Here is a 15,843-nt window from a genome sequence, read left to right as displayed (position 1 = left end):
ATGTCGAACATTCATCCGACTGCTATCATCGAGGACGGGGCTTTGATTAGCGCAGACGTCGAAATAGGCGCATTTTGCTATGTTTCAAGTCAAGCGAAGATCGGGCAAGGCACAAAAATAGCGCAAGGCGCACACATCTACGGTAATACGACGATCGGTAAACATAACCAGATTTTTTCGCATGCGGTTTTGGGGTCGATTCCTCAAGATTTAAAGTATGCGGGAGAAGAAGTCGAGCTGATTATCGGAGATTACAATAAAATTCGAGAGTTCACGCTTTTCAATCCCGGAACGGCGGGCGGCGGCGGAAAAACCGTTATCGGTAGTTACAATTTATTTATGGGATACGTGCATATCGGGCACGACGTACATGTCGGCAATCACTGTATTTTAGCCAATGCGGCGACGCTTGCGGGGCACGTCGAATTGGGGAATCACACGGTAATCGGCGGTATGACGCCGATTCATCAGTTCGTTAAAGTCGGAGATTACGTGATGATTGCGGGAGCTTCGGCCTTATCACAAGATATTCCTCCGTTTTGCTTAGCGGAAGGCAATCGTGCGATGTTGCGCGGCTTAAACCTTACGGGACTTCGTCGTCATTTGGAACGTCAAGATATCGACGAGCTGAAGGCGGCGTATCGAAAATTGTTTGAATCGGGTCAGCCGATTCAAGAGACGGCGACCTTGTTATTGCAAAACGCTTCTAACGCGTACGTCGTACAAATGTGTCGATTTATTATGGAGTCCAAACGCGGCATTCCATTTGAGAGGAAAAATAATGGTGAATAGAGAGTGCAGTTTCTGCGGAACGAAAGAGAGCAACGATACGAGGTTGATTGCGGGCGACGATGTTTTTATTTGTGAACATTGCGTCATTTCGGCGTATAAAATTTTCTTCGGCGATATTCCTGAGACGACCGCCGCATTAAGCCATGACGAAGCGTTTAATCAAGAACTTCTCGTCCCCAAAGAGCTCAAAAAAGTTTTAGACGATTTTGTCATCGGTCAAGACCAAGCGAAAAAGATTTTTTCGGTGGGCGTTTACAATCACTATAAACGTATTTTTAAACAGAGCACGATTCAAGACGATACGGAAATCTCGAAATCCAATATTTTATTAATCGGACCGACCGGAAGCGGTAAAACGCTTATGGCGCAAACGTTGGCGCGCTTTTTAGACGTGCCCATCGCTATTTCGGATGCGACGAGTTTAACCGAAGCCGGATACGTCGGCGAAGACGTCGAAAATATTTTGACGAAGCTACTTCAGTGTGCGAACGGCGATATTAAAAAAGCCGAACACGGTATCGTGTTTATCGATGAAATCGACAAAATTGCCCGTATGAGCGAAAATCGTTCGATTACCAGAGACGTATCGGGAGAGGGTGTACAACAAGCACTTTTAAAAATTATCGAAGGAAGCGTCGTTAATATTCCTCCTAAGGGTGGACGCAAACACCCGAACCAAGATTTTATTCAAATCGATACGACCAATATTTTATTTGTTTGCGGCGGTGCTTTTGACGGACTCGAAGAGATCGTTAAACGTCGTATCGGCAAAAACGTACTCGGATTTGAGCAGGAAAAACGTACTAAAAGTCAAGACGAAGGACTTTTTGATTTAGTCGAGCCCGACGATCTGGTACATTACGGTTTGATTCCGGAGTTGATCGGTCGCTTACATGTCACCGCAAAACTTTCTGCTATTACGCAAGAAGATATGGTGCGAATTTTAACGGAACCTAAAAATGCTATTTTTAAACAATATCAAAAGCTCTTTGCCATCGATAACGTACTTCTCTCGTTTACGAAAGAAGCCTTGAGTGCGGTTGCGGAGCTTGCGATTAAACGTAAAACGGGAGCTCGCGGACTTCGAAGTATTATGGAAGATATTATGGTTGACGTTATGTACGAACTTCCCGAACTTGCCGGTTACGAAGTCGTGATAACCGAAGACGTCGTTTTAAAAGGCGATAAACCGCTTTATGTCAAAAAAGATAAAAAAAGTGCGTAAATAAAGGATTGTAGAGATGATTTTAGACAAAGTGATAGGCTTTTTTTCAAGCGATATGAGTATTGACCTCGGAACGGCCAATACGCTTGTTCTCGTCAAAGGCAAGGGTATCATTATTAACGAACCCTCCGTTGTCGCCGTACAAAGAAATCGCATGGGAAAACAGAGTATTTTGGCCGTCGGTAAAGAGGCTAAAAATATGGTGGGTAAAACTCCCGGCGACATCGAAGCGATTCGTCCGATGCGTGACGGCGTGATTGCCGATTTTGATATGACCGAAAAAATGATTCGCTATTTTATTGAAAAAGCCCATCGCAGAAAAAGTTTTTTACGACCGCGCATTATTATCTGTGTTCCTTACGGTTTGACGCAAGTCGAGCGTAAGGCGGTACGTGAGTCGGCGATGAGTGCGGGCGCGCGCGAAGTCTTCTTGATCGAAGAGCCGATGGCGGCGGCTATTGGAGCCGGACTGCCGGTACGAGAGCCGCAAGGAAGCCTGGTTGTCGATATCGGCGGCGGTACGACCGAAATCGGCGTAGTCTCTTTGGGCGGTTTGGTTATCAGCAAATCGATTCGTGTTGCCGGCGATAAAATCGACTTGGCAATCGTAGATTATGTGAAGAAAAAATACAACCTTCTGATCGGCGAACGAACCGGAGAAGAGATTAAAATCGCTATCGGAACGGCCGTACCGATGGATGAACCGCTTTCGATGATGGTCAAAGGTCGCGATCAAGTCAGCGGACTTTTAAGCCGTATCGAGTTGACCAGCGAGGACGTACGCGACGCTATTAAAGAGCCTTTGAAAGAGATTGCCGATGCGCTCAAAGACGTTTTAGAGGTTATGCCTCCCGATTTGGCGGGCGATATCGTGGAAAACGGTATCGTATTGACGGGCGGCGGTGCGTTGATTCGTGGATTTGACAAATATCTTTCCGACATCGTCAAACTCCCCGTTTTCGTAGCGGACGAACCGCTTTTAGCCGTTGCTAAAGGAACGGGAAAAGCTTTGGAAGAGATAGAGATATTGCAACAACTATCGAATGAATAAATTTAAAATCCTTATACTTTTAGCGGCTTTCGTTTTCGTATCGTTTCGGTACGGAACGGAAGCAAAGCATTATATCGGCGGATTAAATACGAAAGTATTATCCGCTTACGTTGATCTAAAAACGAGTATCGAAAATCGTGTGAACGAGCATTTTGCCCAACAAGAAGAGATTAAACGGTTGCGTGCCGAGAATCAGACGTTGCAAAAATCGGCCGTATTATCCATCGCGTTTGCGAGCAAATTGAACGATCTTTTAAAAGAAAACAACGTTACGGCATACTCTCCTAAAATTGCATTGATTCAGTCGATCGGCTATACCGACCTTAACGATTACGGTAAAGTATGGCTTGATTTTAAAGATTTTAATCAAAGTAAAATTTACGGTCTTTTAACCCAAGGATATGCCGCGGGTATCGTCGTATCAAATGACGGGCATCCGCAAGGTTTGTTGTTAAGCGACCCAAAATCGATTTTTTCGGTTTATGTGGGAGATCAAAAAATGCAAGGCGTTTTACAAGGAAACCGCAAAGAAATTTTAGTGAAATATATTTCGCAATGGTTGCAACCGCAAGTCGGAGACGAAGTGGTCACCAGCGGATTGGACGGTCTTTTCTTCGAGGGAATTAAAGTCGGAACCGTGACGCAGGTCATTGAAGAGGAGTCATCCAAAACCGTGGTCGTTAAGCCTTATGCCAATGCCCATGTCCCTGCATTTATGCATGTAATTTTACAAAATTAGTCTTGAACCCAGAACCTAAAAGGTGTTGGGTTGAAGACTACATGTAGATTAAAGGAAAGAGATGCCAAAACGCCAAGATATTAAAACCATACTATTAATCGGATCAGGTCCTATCGTTATCGGACAGGCATGTGAATTTGACTATTCGGGAACGCAAGCGGCAAAAACACTCAAAGAACTTGGATACCGCGTCGTACTGGTCAATTCAAATCCCGCAACGATTATGACCGACCCGGAATTCGCCGATCGTACGTATATCGAGCCGATTACCGAAGAGGTTATCGCGCGTATTATCGAAAAAGAGAATATCGACGCGATTTTACCGACGATGGGCGGACAAACGGCCTTGAACGTTGCCATGCGTATGCACGATCTGGGATTGCTGGAAAACGTCAAATTTTTAGGCGCAAACCCTGCGGCGATTAAAAAAGGCGAAGACAGACAAGCGTTTAAAGAAGCCATGATGAAAATCGGTATGGATTTGCCGATTAGCGCGTATGCCTATACGATGGAAGATGCGTACGCGGCGGCGGAAAAAATTGGATTCCCTTTGATTATCCGCGCTTCGTATACCTTAGCGGGCGGCGGAAGCGGTGTCGCGTACAATATCGACGAGTTTAAAGAGTTAGCAAGTGCCGGCTTGGATGCGAGTCCGATCAACGAAATCTTAATCGAAGAGTCGCTTTTGGGTTGGAAAGAGTACGAGATGGAAGTTATTCGCGATCGTGCCGATAACTGCATTATCGTCTGTTCGATCGAAAACTTTGACCCGATGGGCGTGCATACGGGCGATTCCATTACCATTGCTCCCGCTCTTACGCTCACCGATAAAGAGTACCAACGTATGCGAAATGCCTCGTTTGCGATTTTGCGCGAAATCGGCGTTGATACCGGCGGTAGTAACGTACAGTTTTCGATTTGCCCCCAAACGGGACGCATGACCGTCATCGAAATGAATCCGCGCGTGAGCCGTAGCTCGGCATTGGCTTCGAAGGCAACGGGGTATCCGATTGCCAAAGTCGCCACGCTTTTAGCCGTCGGATTTACGCTTGACGAGATTAAAAACGACATTACGGGTACGGCGGCGAGTTTTGAGCCGGTCATTGATTATATCGTGACGAAAATTCCTCGTTTTACATTTGAAAAATTTCCGCTTGCCGATTCGACGTTGACCACGTCGATGAAAAGCGTGGGCGAAGTCATGGCGATCGGGCGAACGTTTAAAGAGTCGTTTCAAAAAGCGTTATGTTCTTTGGAAACCGGTTTGAGCGGTTTTGAAATTCAAAAAGTCGAAGAAGAAAAACTTAAAAACGAGATTCGACGTCCCAATTGCGACCGTGCACTTTACGTTGCGGAAGGGTTTCGAAGAGGCTATGACGTTGAAGAAGTGTATCGTTTGAGTAAAATCGATCCATGGTTTCTAGGGCAAATCAAAGAGATCGTCGATTTTGAAAAAGAGATCGACATGTTTATCCTCAATAACGAAACGATGTTACGCAAAGCAAAAACGATGGGTTTTTCGGACAAGATGATCGCAAAATTGATCAACAAAGAGGACAATTTAGAGTTAACCGAAAACGATATTTACTTTGCGCGTAACAAGCTCGGTATCGACTTTGAATACAACGAAGTCGACACGTGTGCGGCGGAATTTAAAGCCTTAACGCCGTATTTGTATTCGACGACAAATATCATGAAAGTGCCTCAACCGTCCAAGACGACGGATACACAGAAAAAAGTGATGATCATCGGCGGCGGTCCGAATCGTATCGGACAGGGTATCGAGTTTGACTACTGTTGCGTTCACGCGGCATATGCGTTAGGCGATATGGGCGTGAAAACCATTATGTACAACTGCAATCCCGAAACCGTTTCAACCGACTACGACACCAGCGATATTCTCTATTTTGAACCGATCGATTTTGAACATGTCAGAAGCGTGGTCGAAAAAGAACAACCCGATGGAATTATCGTGCATTTCGGTGGACAAACACCGTTGAAATTGGCGAAGAAATTGACCGTTATGGGTGCAAAAATCATCGGAACGACCGCTCGCGTGATCGATATGGCGGAAGATCGAGAAAAGTTTTCGCAATTTATTAAAGAAAATCATATTAAACAGCCCAATAACGCAACGGCGACCAGCGAAGAAGAGGCGATCGAAAAAGCTAAAATCATCGGTTATCCCGTTTTGGTTCGCCCAAGTTATGTTTTAGGCGGTCGTGCGATGCGCATCGTTTACAATGAAAGCGAACTTAGAACCTATATGAACGAAGCGGTAAGTGTGAGTCACAATTCGCCCGTTTTGATCGATCAGTTTTTAGATCGTGCGATCGAAGTCGACGTGGATGCGATCAGCGACGGTAAAGACGTCTACATCGGCGGCATCATGCAACATATCGAAGAAGCGGGTATTCACAGCGGCGACAGTGCGTGTTCTCTGCCTTCCGTTAGCCTCAGCGAAACGATTTTGGCAAAAATAGAAACGCAAACACGCCAAATTGCTTTAAATCTTGGTGTCGTAGGACTGATGAACATTCAATACGCCATTTATCAAGACGACGTTTATATGATCGAAGTCAATCCCAGAGCCAGTCGTACCGTACCGTTTGTCAGTAAAGCTACCGGCGTTCCGATGGCAAAAGTCGCTACGCGCGTGATGTTTCAAGGCAATCTCCGCGAAGCACTTAAATTTTACGACAAATTTAACATGGTAACCGAAGTCGGCGGACTTTTAAAACCCAAGCCGCTTAGCCACGTTGCGGTCAAAGAAGCGGTCTTCCCGTTCAATAAACTTCAAGGCGCAGACCTTATCTTGGGACCTGAGATGAAATCAACGGGTGAGGTTATGGGCATTAGCAAAAATTTTCCGGCTTCGTTTGCGAAAAGTCAAATTGCTTCGGCGAATATCTTACCGAAAAGCGGTGCGGTGTTCATCTCTTTAGTCGATATCGATAAAAGCTATGCTAAACAGATCGGCGAAAAATTTGTTCAGCTCGGTTTTAAAGTCGTCGCGACCGGCGGAACGCATAAAGCCTTGCGCGATGCGGGCGTGGAAGCGGAATTTGTCTATAAAATTTCCGAGGGTCGCCCCAACATCGAAGATAAACTCAAAAACGGCGACATCGCTTTAGTGATTAACACGAGCGATGCCAAATCGAGCAAAGACGATGCAAAAAAGATCCGCCAAGCGGTTCTTCGCTTCAAAATTCCTTATTTTACGACCGTAGCGGCAGCAGCGGCGGCAACGGAATCTATCGCGTACATTCAAGACAAAAGTGCGCTTGAACCACGTGCTTTACAAGACTATCTCAACTAAAACCATGAACCCCGACCGTGTTTATCTAGCTCAAACAGAGACAACGGCGGGGTTTCTCTCCCAAAATGCCGAGGCATTAGCAACCATCAAAAATCGCCCAAACGGTAAGCCGTTTTTGATGAGCGTGGACAGCTTACAGACACTTCGCACCTTTACCCGTGTTCCAAAAGAGCATAAAAACCGTATCCGAAGAGCCAAAAAAACTACTTTCGCCTATCCGTGTGGACTAGCAATTCGTGTGATCCAAGACACGGATCACTTGCCGTTTTTACGAAAACTGACATGGAGTTATTCCACCTCGTCTAACCCCAGCGGGAAGGGTTTTGATGAAGCTTTTGCCATCGAAAAAGCAGACATCGTTGTGTTTACATGTAAAGGTTTTTTTGAAGACAAACCCTCAAAGATTTTCAAACTCGGTAAACACAAGATGAGGAAATTACGGTAATGAACTTAGAAAAACTCAAAAACGCGGAAGCTTATTTTTTAGAACTTTATCCTGAGGGGTTTCAAGATATAGGACTTCAACCTATCATCAAACGACACAACACCGCAAAAATAGGCGAGCAAGTCCGTGAGATGTTTGCCAAAGAGAATTTCTCACAGCCTGAGCTCATCTGCGAAAACTTCGCCAAAATCGCCTCAAAGTCAACCCTCATCTCACTCTTTGAAAAACCAAAAGTACGCGATATGGTCAAGTCCATGCGCATGGAGCGAAGAGATATGCTTTGTATTGGTCTGTATGAAATGCTTTACGGCGACCCAAAAGAGGGCTTTGAGACCTTAGTAGAGGTGCTTTCATTTTACAGTTTGGCAAAATGGCCGCTTGTAACGTTCATTCCTTACTACTTTTACCGAGATAAAGCGTTTTTCATCAAGCCTACAACCACCAAAAACATTATCGCTTTTTTTGAGATAGAAGGTTTAGTTTATAAGCCAAAACCGAGTTATAAATTTTACACAGCGTATACGAGTGTATTGGAAAACATGAAAGCCAATGTCGGAGCAAAGATAAGCCACGATGACAATGCCGCTTTTACGGGGTTTTTGATGATGGCGATGGAAGAGTAAGAAAACTATTTTGTATGCTTTTCAAATTCAATTTGTCCTGCAACATGTAAAATATCAAAAGAATTTTTAAATGTTGTATCACTATATGTTTTAGTTGGCAATATATCATCAAATATTTTTAGGATTTCACTTTCTTTGTCCAAATAAGCATCTTTAGAAGATTTTTCTAAATTAGGTATAAAACCTATTAGCAATTCATAAATAGAGTTTCTAAATGTGTCATCTACTAAAATCAACTCTATTTGAAAATTGTGTTTATACTTTTTGATTTTTAATTTAAGCTTTTCTGCTTTGTCTTGTGCAATTTCTTGAAACCTTGAAATGTATATTTCTCTTTGATTTTGCATTAATGGGAATCCCCAAATATAGCTATTTATATTGACTTGAGCCATTGTATAGTTTGATTCACCATATGGTTTTAATAGTTCTTTTAATAATACTGGCGTTTTACCTTTATATTCATTCCCTGGTAAAGCTTGTATCATATTATTTTTTTCTAAAATGTTCTTCGCATTGCCATTTTCATAACTTTCCCAATCTCTAGCTTGCGTGTACATACCTATGGTTGGATCAAACATAGCCATCGCTATAGCTACTAAGCATTTTTCATTTGTATTTTCAAGTATCTGGATTTGTAATTCAAGAGTAGAAATTTTATTGTGCAATGTCTCAATATCTTCTTTTTTGCACTCCCATAAAAGATATTGACCTTTTATATTGTTCAAATGAATTTGATTAATATTTAAAATGGCAGGCGTAATTTTATTAGCACCTAAAAACCGAATTGCTATATCTTGTGTAGGGTCTACAAAATAAGATGAATCCCAACTCATAGAGCGCCTAGTGATTTGTCTCAAGAAATTGTTAGGAGACTCAAATGTATAATTAAAATCATCGACTATATGATTATTTATTTTAGAAAATGAAAGCCAAGAAGTCAATTCGTTTTCCCAATTTGATTTACGTGAAGATATTTTGATTGGACTAATAATAAAAGAAATCCATTTATTATTTTTGGTTGAGTAATCAAATAATAATAACTTCTGTTTTAACTTTTTAATAAATTCTTCCAACTCTACTTTAACTGTTGAAGATATTTTTAAAAAGGTATGAATACTTGAAGGATCAATTCGCCTTAATACCATCATCCAAGATGGTAAATTTTCAATTAAATTATAATTCAAATCAATCTGAAGGTCACTTTTACTATGAATAAAATCATAGCAATCAAATATTGGTATAACCTTATAATCTGGCATTAAAACAGGCACTACATTACATTCAATAGCCGATTCATCTACTCTTAAAAACTTACTGTAAAAGTTTTTTGTTGTATTTAAAATATTGTCTTTGGTGGTATCATCAAAAATATTATTTTTAGAAATATTGATAGTGGGAGCTTTTGCATTTAATTTTCTTGGACTTTGAAAGATTTGTTCAACAGGCATAGTCCAATAACATTTATCGGTTTCTTCTTCATAGATTATTAAAAAAACAGGAAAATAACTAGTTTGCCACGCTCTCAAGTGAGTTGCTTCAATTGATATACTAAAATCTCCATTTTTTAATTTTCGTATATATTTGCTATCTTTAGTTGATGATTTTACTTGACACCTAAAATGATAGTTTGTTCTAATATTATCAATGAAGATATTGCAGTCAATATCTTCGCCAAAATCACTTTTGATAATATCTGCAGTCCATTTAAATTTTTGCAAAATTAATTGTACTGTTGTTGCCCCTATATCACCAAGACTTTGCGAATCAGTCTGCATGGGTCGTTTTTGATTCATTTTTTTTCTTAATTTTCTTTGTTCGAGCAATAACTTACATTTTTCCCGTAATCTTCCGAATTGCCAGTGAAGCGAGCGTCAAGCCAAATGCTCCCGTAACGCACATGAGGCTTCCTAGTTCTTTACATGTAGGCTCTTCGTCTGAGAAGACGGTTAGAAAATCTCCCGTAAAACCGCTTTTTTTGAGTTCATACCGCATCTTTTTTGCCAGCGCGTCACCATGAGTTTTCCAGATGGAAGCAGTGCGAATGCGTGTGGGGTCTAGTTTTTTAGCACTGCCGCTGGAGCTGAAAAGTTTTTCGCTCGTTTTGTGTGCTACGGCAACTTTGGCTCTCATATCGTCTATAGCGTCGATGACAAGATCAAAAGGCGAAAAGTCAAACTGCTCCACCCACTCGGGCGTAATGAGTACGTGAATCGGTGTGACGTTGGAGTAAAGTGAGGCAAGGTGCAAGACTTTGACTTCGCCCACCGCTTCTGAGCCTAGTTGTCGGTTTTGGTTTGTGATGTCATACACATCATCATCAACGATGGTAATGCGCCCGATGCCGGTTCGAAACAGTGCGTCCAAACAGACACTTCCAACACCGCCCACGCCTAAAAGAAGGATATTTGCTTTTTGGAGTTTTTCAAAATCCTCACCAAAAACACGGCGAACTCTTGTGAAGCGGTCGTCCATTATTTGATCCACTCTTTTAAGGCTTCCAGTTCATCGTGCGCGGTCATATCGAGCTTTATCGGCGTAATCGAGACGTAGCCCTCTTCGATAGCACTCAAATCGCAGTCGCTAAGTGCTCCTTTTTTCCACTCCAGTGTGTGAACGCCCAGCCAGTAGAACTCTTCGCCTCTAGGATTGCGGTGCAGATGCGCGTCGTTTCCGTACATACGGTATCCTGCGCGCGTGATTTTATAGCCTTTGCACTCTTCGGGTTTCAACGGCGGCACGTTGACGTTTAAAAAGCGACGTTCGTTCAAAGGAAAGGTTTTTTCCAAAATCTTTTTGGAAAGATCGTACACGACGCGCTCCGCCAAATCGTAGCCGTGCGTCAATTCGATATTTTGGGGGCTACCTTCGTAAACTTGCGAAATCGCGATGGACGGAACGCTGTGAAGTGCACCTTCCATTGCCGCGCTCGCCGTACCGCTGTAGGTAATGTCTTCGCCCAAATTGGAGCCTTTATTGATGCCGCTTACGATGAGGTCGGGTTTGCTCTCTCCTTCAAAAAGGGCATTGAGCGAGAGGTAAATGCAATCGGTCGGCGTGCCGTCGTCCAGTTTAAAAAAATCGTCGCTAATGGAGATAAAGCGAAGCGGACGCGTTAAGGTTAAAGAGTGTCCGCATGCTGATTTTTCGGTGGTGGGAGCTACGATCGTGACATGCCCTAAAGGACGAAGCGCGCGTGCAAGCGCATGTAAGCCCGGACTTTCAAATCCGTCGTCGTTGGTAATTAAAATACGTTTCATGAAAAGACCTGTCTTTTTTAAAACCATTATAACGAAACGGGCTTATAGTAGACTTCGTTTAAAGCTCCAAAGCGCGTCTCTTTTTAAGAGATTTTTGTATAGACTTATACAAAAAAGAAGGTATGCGTTTGAAACTTTTAATCTCGGCATTGGAACCCTCCGCAAATTTGCATCTCGAACCTATTTTAGAAGGCTTGGAGTCTTGCGAAATTTTCGGTATTTTCGACGAGCGTTTCGGGAAGCCGTTTTTGTCTTCCGGTGCTTTTTCGATTATGGGTTTTTTGGATGCACTTCCTAAAATTCGCGAGGCGAAACGGGCGATTAAAGTGATGGCGCGTATGAGTTTTTTTGTGGATAAAGTGTTGCTGATCGACTCTCCGGCTTTTAATTTACCTTTGGCAAAAGCGATTAAAACGATCAATCCGAACGTCCAGATCATTTACTACATTTTGCCGAAAGTATGGGCTTGGAGACCCAAACGCGCGGCGAAATTGGAAAAATATTGCGATATTTTGGCGTCGATTTTCCCGTTTGAGAATTTATGTTATACCAAATCGACGTATGTAGGCAATCCCTTGTTGGACGAGATACCGCACTTTAAGATACGCCATGAAAAAACGGGAACGATCGCCTTTCTGCCCGGAAGCCGCAAGAGTGAGATAAGGGCTTTATTGCCTATCTACAAAGAACTTGCGGCAAAAATTGAGGATAAAGAGAAGCTTCTGGTCATTCCCGCACATTTTACGTATCGGGAAATTGTCGATATATACGGGGATTTGGGTATGTTCAAAATTTCACGCAATACGTACGACGCGTTTTTACAAAGCGAGTTTGCGTTTGTTTGTTCGGGAACGGCGACGTTGGAAGCGGCTCTTGTGGGGGTGCCTTTCGTGTTGGCGTACAAAGCCAAAGCGTTTGATTATTGGATTGCGAAGCAATTTGTGAAGCTCAAACATGTCGGTTTGGCGAATATTTTGTTTGATTTTGAACAAGAAGAGCCTTTACATGTAGAGTTGTTGCAAGAAGAGGTCTATGCGGACAACTTGCTCCACGTTTACGAGCAAACCGATCAAGAGGTTTTTTTCGAACGTGCCACGAAACTTCGAACGCTTTTGGAACACGGAAGCAAAGAGGCAATGATAAGTATAATGAAGCTATAATAGGTGCTTTTTGAAGGAGAACTCAATGGAAAATAAAGAGCCGATGACCGAGTTCGGTTATCAAAAATTATCAAACGAATTACAAGATTTACGAAAAAAACAACGTCCCGAGACGGTCATAGAATTGGATATTGCGCGCAGTCACGGGGATCTTAAAGAGAATGCCGAATACCACGCGGCCAAAGATCGTTTAGCGTTTATCGATACGCGCATCGGCGAACTAAGCGATCTTTTGGCACGTGCCCACGTGATCGATCCTAGCTCGTACGAACACGATAAAGTACGATTCGGTTCGAGCGTGATGTTGGAAAATACGGACAGCGGCGAAGAGGTAAGCTATACCATCGTAGGTAGTACCGAAAGCAATCCCGATCGCGGGTTGATTTCGTTTCACTCTCCGCTTGCCAAACAGCTCATGGGACGTAGCGAAGGCGAAGAAGTAACGATTAAATTACCGAACGGCTCGCAAGAGTACGAAATCCTCGAAATCGCCTATCGCGAGATCGACTTTGAAGGATAAGCATGCCTAAAATCGATGTAGCTATTATAGGGGCTAGCGGATATACGGGATTGGAATTGATCAAAATCTTGATCAACCATCCTCATTTCACGATTCGTTATATCGCAACGAGCGAAGGAGGCGTGAGCGCAAGCGAGCTTCATCCTTCGCTCGCTTGCGTTTTTGAACAAGACGTGCAAAAAGCTGACGCCAAAGAGGTGGCAAAACATGCGACGCTGGCATTTTTAGCACTTCCTCACAAAGCCGCGATGGGGTTTGCGAAAGAGCTTTTAGACTTACATGTCAAGGTTGTCGATCTTTCTGCGGACTATCGCTTGGAGTTGGAAGCCTACGAAAAACACTATTGCGAGCATGAGGATAAAGAACATTTAAGCGAAGCGGTCTACGGATTGCCCGAAATTCACAAAGCACGCATTCAAAACGCTCGTTTGATCGCCAATCCGGGGTGTTATCCTACGGCGTCGATTTTGGGAATTTTGCCGTTTTTGCCGTATCTGAACAAAGAAGCACCGATTTTTATCGATGCGAAAAGCGGTGTGTCGGGTGCAGGTAAAAAGTTAACGCCTACGGCGCATTTTGTTGCTATTAACGAAAATATGTTTGCCTACAATCCGTTAAAGCATCGCCACGAACCCGAAATTGCGGAAAAATTGCGCCAGATAAGCGCGCATGCGTTTGAAGTCAACTTCATTCCGCATTTGCTTCCCCTGACGCGCGGAATGTTGGTAAGTTCTTATTTGCAAACCGATGAGACGATTGACGCGAAGGCGGTTTTAAGGGCGTATTACGCCGATGCGACGTTCGTGCGCGTGCGCGAAACGCCCGTAGAGATTAAAGCGACGGCAGGAACCAATTTTTGCGATATTTTCGTGACGCAAAAAGGCAAATCCCTTTTCGTTTCGTCTGCTATCGATAACCTTTTACGCGGTGCTTCGTCCCAAGCGGTGGTCAATGCAAACTTGATGTGCGGTTTGGACGAAACCGCCGGTATTCCTATGATCGCGTATGTTCCCTAACGTGCAGATTCAAGAAGGAGCGCTTTTTATTGCCGATGCGCATGATTCAAGCGAGCGCTCTTTCTTCTTCGATTTTCTTTTACATGTCAAGCACAATCCTCCCCCGCAACTCTTTTTGATGGGCGATATGTTCGATCTCTTGGTCGGGAACGTAGACTACGGCGTTGAGCAATACCGCCCTTACATCGACCTAATCGACACGATTGCCGCGCGATGCGAAGTTTATTATTTTGAAGGCAATCACGATTTTAATCTAGCCAAAGTCTTTTCCCATGTCACGGTCGTTCCCATTGAACGCCAACCGCTGGCATGTCGGCTTCCCGACGGCAGAACGTGTTTGCTGTTGCACGGTGACAAATACGGAACTTTGCTGAACCGTTGTTATACGAAAGTGATTCGTCATCCAAAGCTTTTAAGTGTTTTGAACGTTTTGGATCGACTCTTCTCGCATGCGATCTCCAAAAAGATTCAAAACGATCAACGTAAAAAAAATCTCTGCAAGAAAATCGAAGACTTTGTAACGCAAATACAACGCAAACTCTCTTTTTACCCAAAAACCGAGGTCATCGCCGAAGGGCACTACCATCAAAACGTCGATTTTACGGTATCTAGCGTTCATTATGTTAATTTTTCTTCTTTTGCGTGCAATCAAAGCTATTTTAGTGTACAATCCTCTCCAGAGACACACTTTGCACCCATGCAATTGAGGTCATGTCCAAGTAAATAAGGGGCAGCAATGGCTAAAGAGAGTATTTTAAAAGTAGGTTCCAATGAAATGGAACTGGTGGATTTTCGTATTTTCAAAAAGGAAGAGAAGGGTGTGTATGAGGGAATCTACGGCGTCAACGTCGCCAAGGTTCGCGAAATCATCAAAATCCCCAATCTAACCGAACTCCCCGGAGTTCCCGAGTACATCGAAGGCATCTTCGATCTTCGCGGCATCGTCATACCCGTCGTTAACCTTGCGAAGTGGATGAATATTAAAGAGCCCGACGACGGATCGATTAAACCGCGTATTATCATTACCGAGTTTAGCGACATTTTGATCGGTTTTGTCGTTCACGAAGCAAAACGAATTCGTCGCATCAGCTGGAAAGACATCGAACCCGCATCGTTCGTTGCGGGCATGGGCTCTTTGGATAAAAGCCAAATTACGGGCGTAACGCGCATCGAAAACGACGACGTACTGTTGATTTTGGACTTGGAAAGCGTCGTACAGGCGTTGGGAATTTACCAGCCCAAAATGGACATCGACGACCATCAAATCGTCAAAGTCGAAGGAACGGCACTCATCTTGGATGACAGTATGACGGCGCGAAAACTCGTAAGCGATGCGTTGAAAAAAATGGGAATGCGCGTCGTGGAAGCCAAAGACGGTTTGGAGGGAATTCAAAGGCTCAATGAGCTTTACACGACCTACAACGAGCGTATCGGCGACGAAGTTAAGATTATTATCAGCGACGTCGAAATGCCGCAAATGGACGGATTCCATTTTGCCGCAAACGTCAAAGAAGATACGAGGTTTAAAAATATTCCGATCGTATTCAACTCCTCCATTAGCGATCACTTCAGCGAGATCAGAGGTAAAGAGGCGGGCGGAGAGGCTTATTTAACGAAATTTGATGCGTCGATTTTTTACAAAGAAGTTTCTAAAGTAATAAAATCGCATGTAAAAACTGCACAATAGGGGTAGAAC

Annotated in this window: 15 protein-coding genes; 12 read left to right on the top strand and 3 right to left on the bottom strand. The window is 43.5% G+C overall.

Annotation, left to right across the window (positions count from 1 at the left end):
* The 7 genes from lpxA (at window position 1) to UCH003_RS12750 (ending at window position 8,194) form a co-directional block, all read left to right on the top strand.
* Window positions 1-792, top strand: a complete 792-nt coding sequence (gene lpxA, locus UCH003_RS12780; protein WP_060826785.1) for an acyl-ACP--UDP-N-acetylglucosamine O-acyltransferase — start codon at window positions 1-3, stop codon at window positions 790-792.
* Window positions 785-2,017: an ATP-dependent Clp protease ATP-binding subunit ClpX gene (clpX, locus tag UCH003_RS12775; RefSeq protein ID WP_041962813.1), complete on the top strand. Its 1,233-nt coding sequence runs from the start codon at window positions 785-787 to the stop codon at window positions 2,015-2,017. Before lpxA ends, clpX begins: the two co-directional genes overlap by 8 nt.
* 16 nt (window positions 2,018-2,033) lie before the next feature.
* Window positions 2,034-3,068, top strand: a complete 1,035-nt coding sequence (locus UCH003_RS12770) for a rod shape-determining protein (RefSeq protein WP_039671946.1) — start codon at window positions 2,034-2,036, stop codon at window positions 3,066-3,068.
* Window positions 3,061-3,807: a rod shape-determining protein MreC gene (mreC, locus tag UCH003_RS12765; protein ID WP_039671947.1), complete on the top strand. Its 747-nt coding sequence runs from the start codon at window positions 3,061-3,063 to the stop codon at window positions 3,805-3,807. The genes UCH003_RS12770 and mreC overlap by 8 nt, the downstream gene beginning before the upstream one ends.
* A 61-nt stretch (window positions 3,808-3,868) precedes the next feature.
* Window positions 3,869-7,126, top strand: a complete 3,258-nt coding sequence (gene carB / locus UCH003_RS12760; protein WP_060826784.1) for a carbamoyl-phosphate synthase large subunit — start codon at window positions 3,869-3,871, stop codon at window positions 7,124-7,126.
* A gap of 4 nt (window positions 7,127-7,130) precedes the next feature.
* On the top strand, window positions 7,131-7,571 hold the full coding sequence (locus tag UCH003_RS12755; RefSeq protein WP_060827002.1) for a hypothetical protein: 441 nt from the start codon (window positions 7,131-7,133) through the stop codon (window positions 7,569-7,571).
* Entirely contained in the window at window positions 7,571-8,194 is a 624-nt protein-coding gene (locus UCH003_RS12750; protein WP_060826783.1) for a hypothetical protein, read from the top strand. Before UCH003_RS12755 ends, UCH003_RS12750 begins: the two co-directional genes overlap by 1 nt.
* 5 nt (window positions 8,195-8,199) lie before the next feature.
* Here the strand turns inward: UCH003_RS12750 and UCH003_RS12745 are convergent, their stop codons facing one another.
* Genes UCH003_RS12745 through surE form a run of 3 tightly spaced genes read right to left on the bottom strand, consistent with a single transcriptional unit; the run spans window position 8,200 to window position 11,451 of the window.
* A complete protein-coding gene (locus tag UCH003_RS12745) occupies window positions 8,200-9,987 on the bottom strand; it encodes a DUF4365 domain-containing protein (RefSeq protein WP_060826782.1) in 1,788 nt (595 codons plus the stop codon).
* A 34-nt stretch (window positions 9,988-10,021) separates the two neighbouring features.
* Complete coding sequence (locus UCH003_RS12740; protein WP_060826781.1) at window positions 10,022-10,666, bottom strand: tRNA threonylcarbamoyladenosine dehydratase; 645 nt, start codon at window positions 10,664-10,666, stop codon at window positions 10,022-10,024.
* Window positions 10,666-11,451 carry a 5'/3'-nucleotidase SurE gene (gene surE / locus UCH003_RS12735; protein WP_060826780.1) on the bottom strand — a complete coding sequence of 262 codons (786 nt, stop codon included), beginning with the start codon at window positions 11,449-11,451 and terminating at the stop codon, window positions 10,666-10,668. Before surE ends, UCH003_RS12740 begins: the two co-directional genes overlap by 1 nt.
* A gap of 128 nt (window positions 11,452-11,579) precedes the next feature.
* On the opposite strand from surE, the gene lpxB reads away from it, so the two are divergent.
* Genes lpxB through UCH003_RS12710 form a run of 5 tightly spaced genes read left to right on the top strand, consistent with a single transcriptional unit; the run spans window position 11,580 to window position 15,834 of the window.
* A complete protein-coding gene (gene lpxB, locus UCH003_RS12730; protein WP_039672442.1) occupies window positions 11,580-12,611 on the top strand; it encodes a lipid-A-disaccharide synthase in 1,032 nt (343 codons plus the stop codon).
* A 25-nt stretch (window positions 12,612-12,636) separates the two neighbouring features.
* Window positions 12,637-13,131 carry a transcription elongation factor GreA gene (gene greA / locus UCH003_RS12725; RefSeq protein WP_039671959.1) on the top strand — a complete coding sequence of 165 codons (495 nt, stop codon included), beginning with the start codon at window positions 12,637-12,639 and terminating at the stop codon, window positions 13,129-13,131.
* Window positions 13,132-13,133: 2 nt separating this feature from the next.
* The gene (gene argC / locus UCH003_RS12720; protein WP_173636966.1) at window positions 13,134-14,147 is read left to right on the top strand and encodes an N-acetyl-gamma-glutamyl-phosphate reductase; all 1,014 of its coding nucleotides are present in this window, start codon (window positions 13,134-13,136) and stop codon (window positions 14,145-14,147) included.
* Complete coding sequence (locus tag UCH003_RS12715) at window positions 14,137-14,874, top strand: UDP-2,3-diacylglucosamine diphosphatase (protein WP_060826779.1); 738 nt, start codon at window positions 14,137-14,139, stop codon at window positions 14,872-14,874. The genes argC and UCH003_RS12715 overlap by 11 nt, the downstream gene beginning before the upstream one ends.
* A 9-nt stretch (window positions 14,875-14,883) precedes the next feature.
* Entirely contained in the window at window positions 14,884-15,834 is a 951-nt protein-coding gene (locus UCH003_RS12710; protein ID WP_039671961.1) for a chemotaxis protein, read from the top strand.
* Window positions 15,835-15,843 lie beyond the last annotated feature (9 nt).

It is taken from the genome of Sulfurospirillum cavolei (assembly GCF_001548055.1).
Classification (GTDB): Bacteria; Campylobacterota; Campylobacteria; order Campylobacterales; family Sulfurospirillaceae; genus Sulfurospirillum.
Note: the sequence above shows the minus strand (reverse complement) of the source record. Positions and strands in the feature narration are given on the sequence as shown.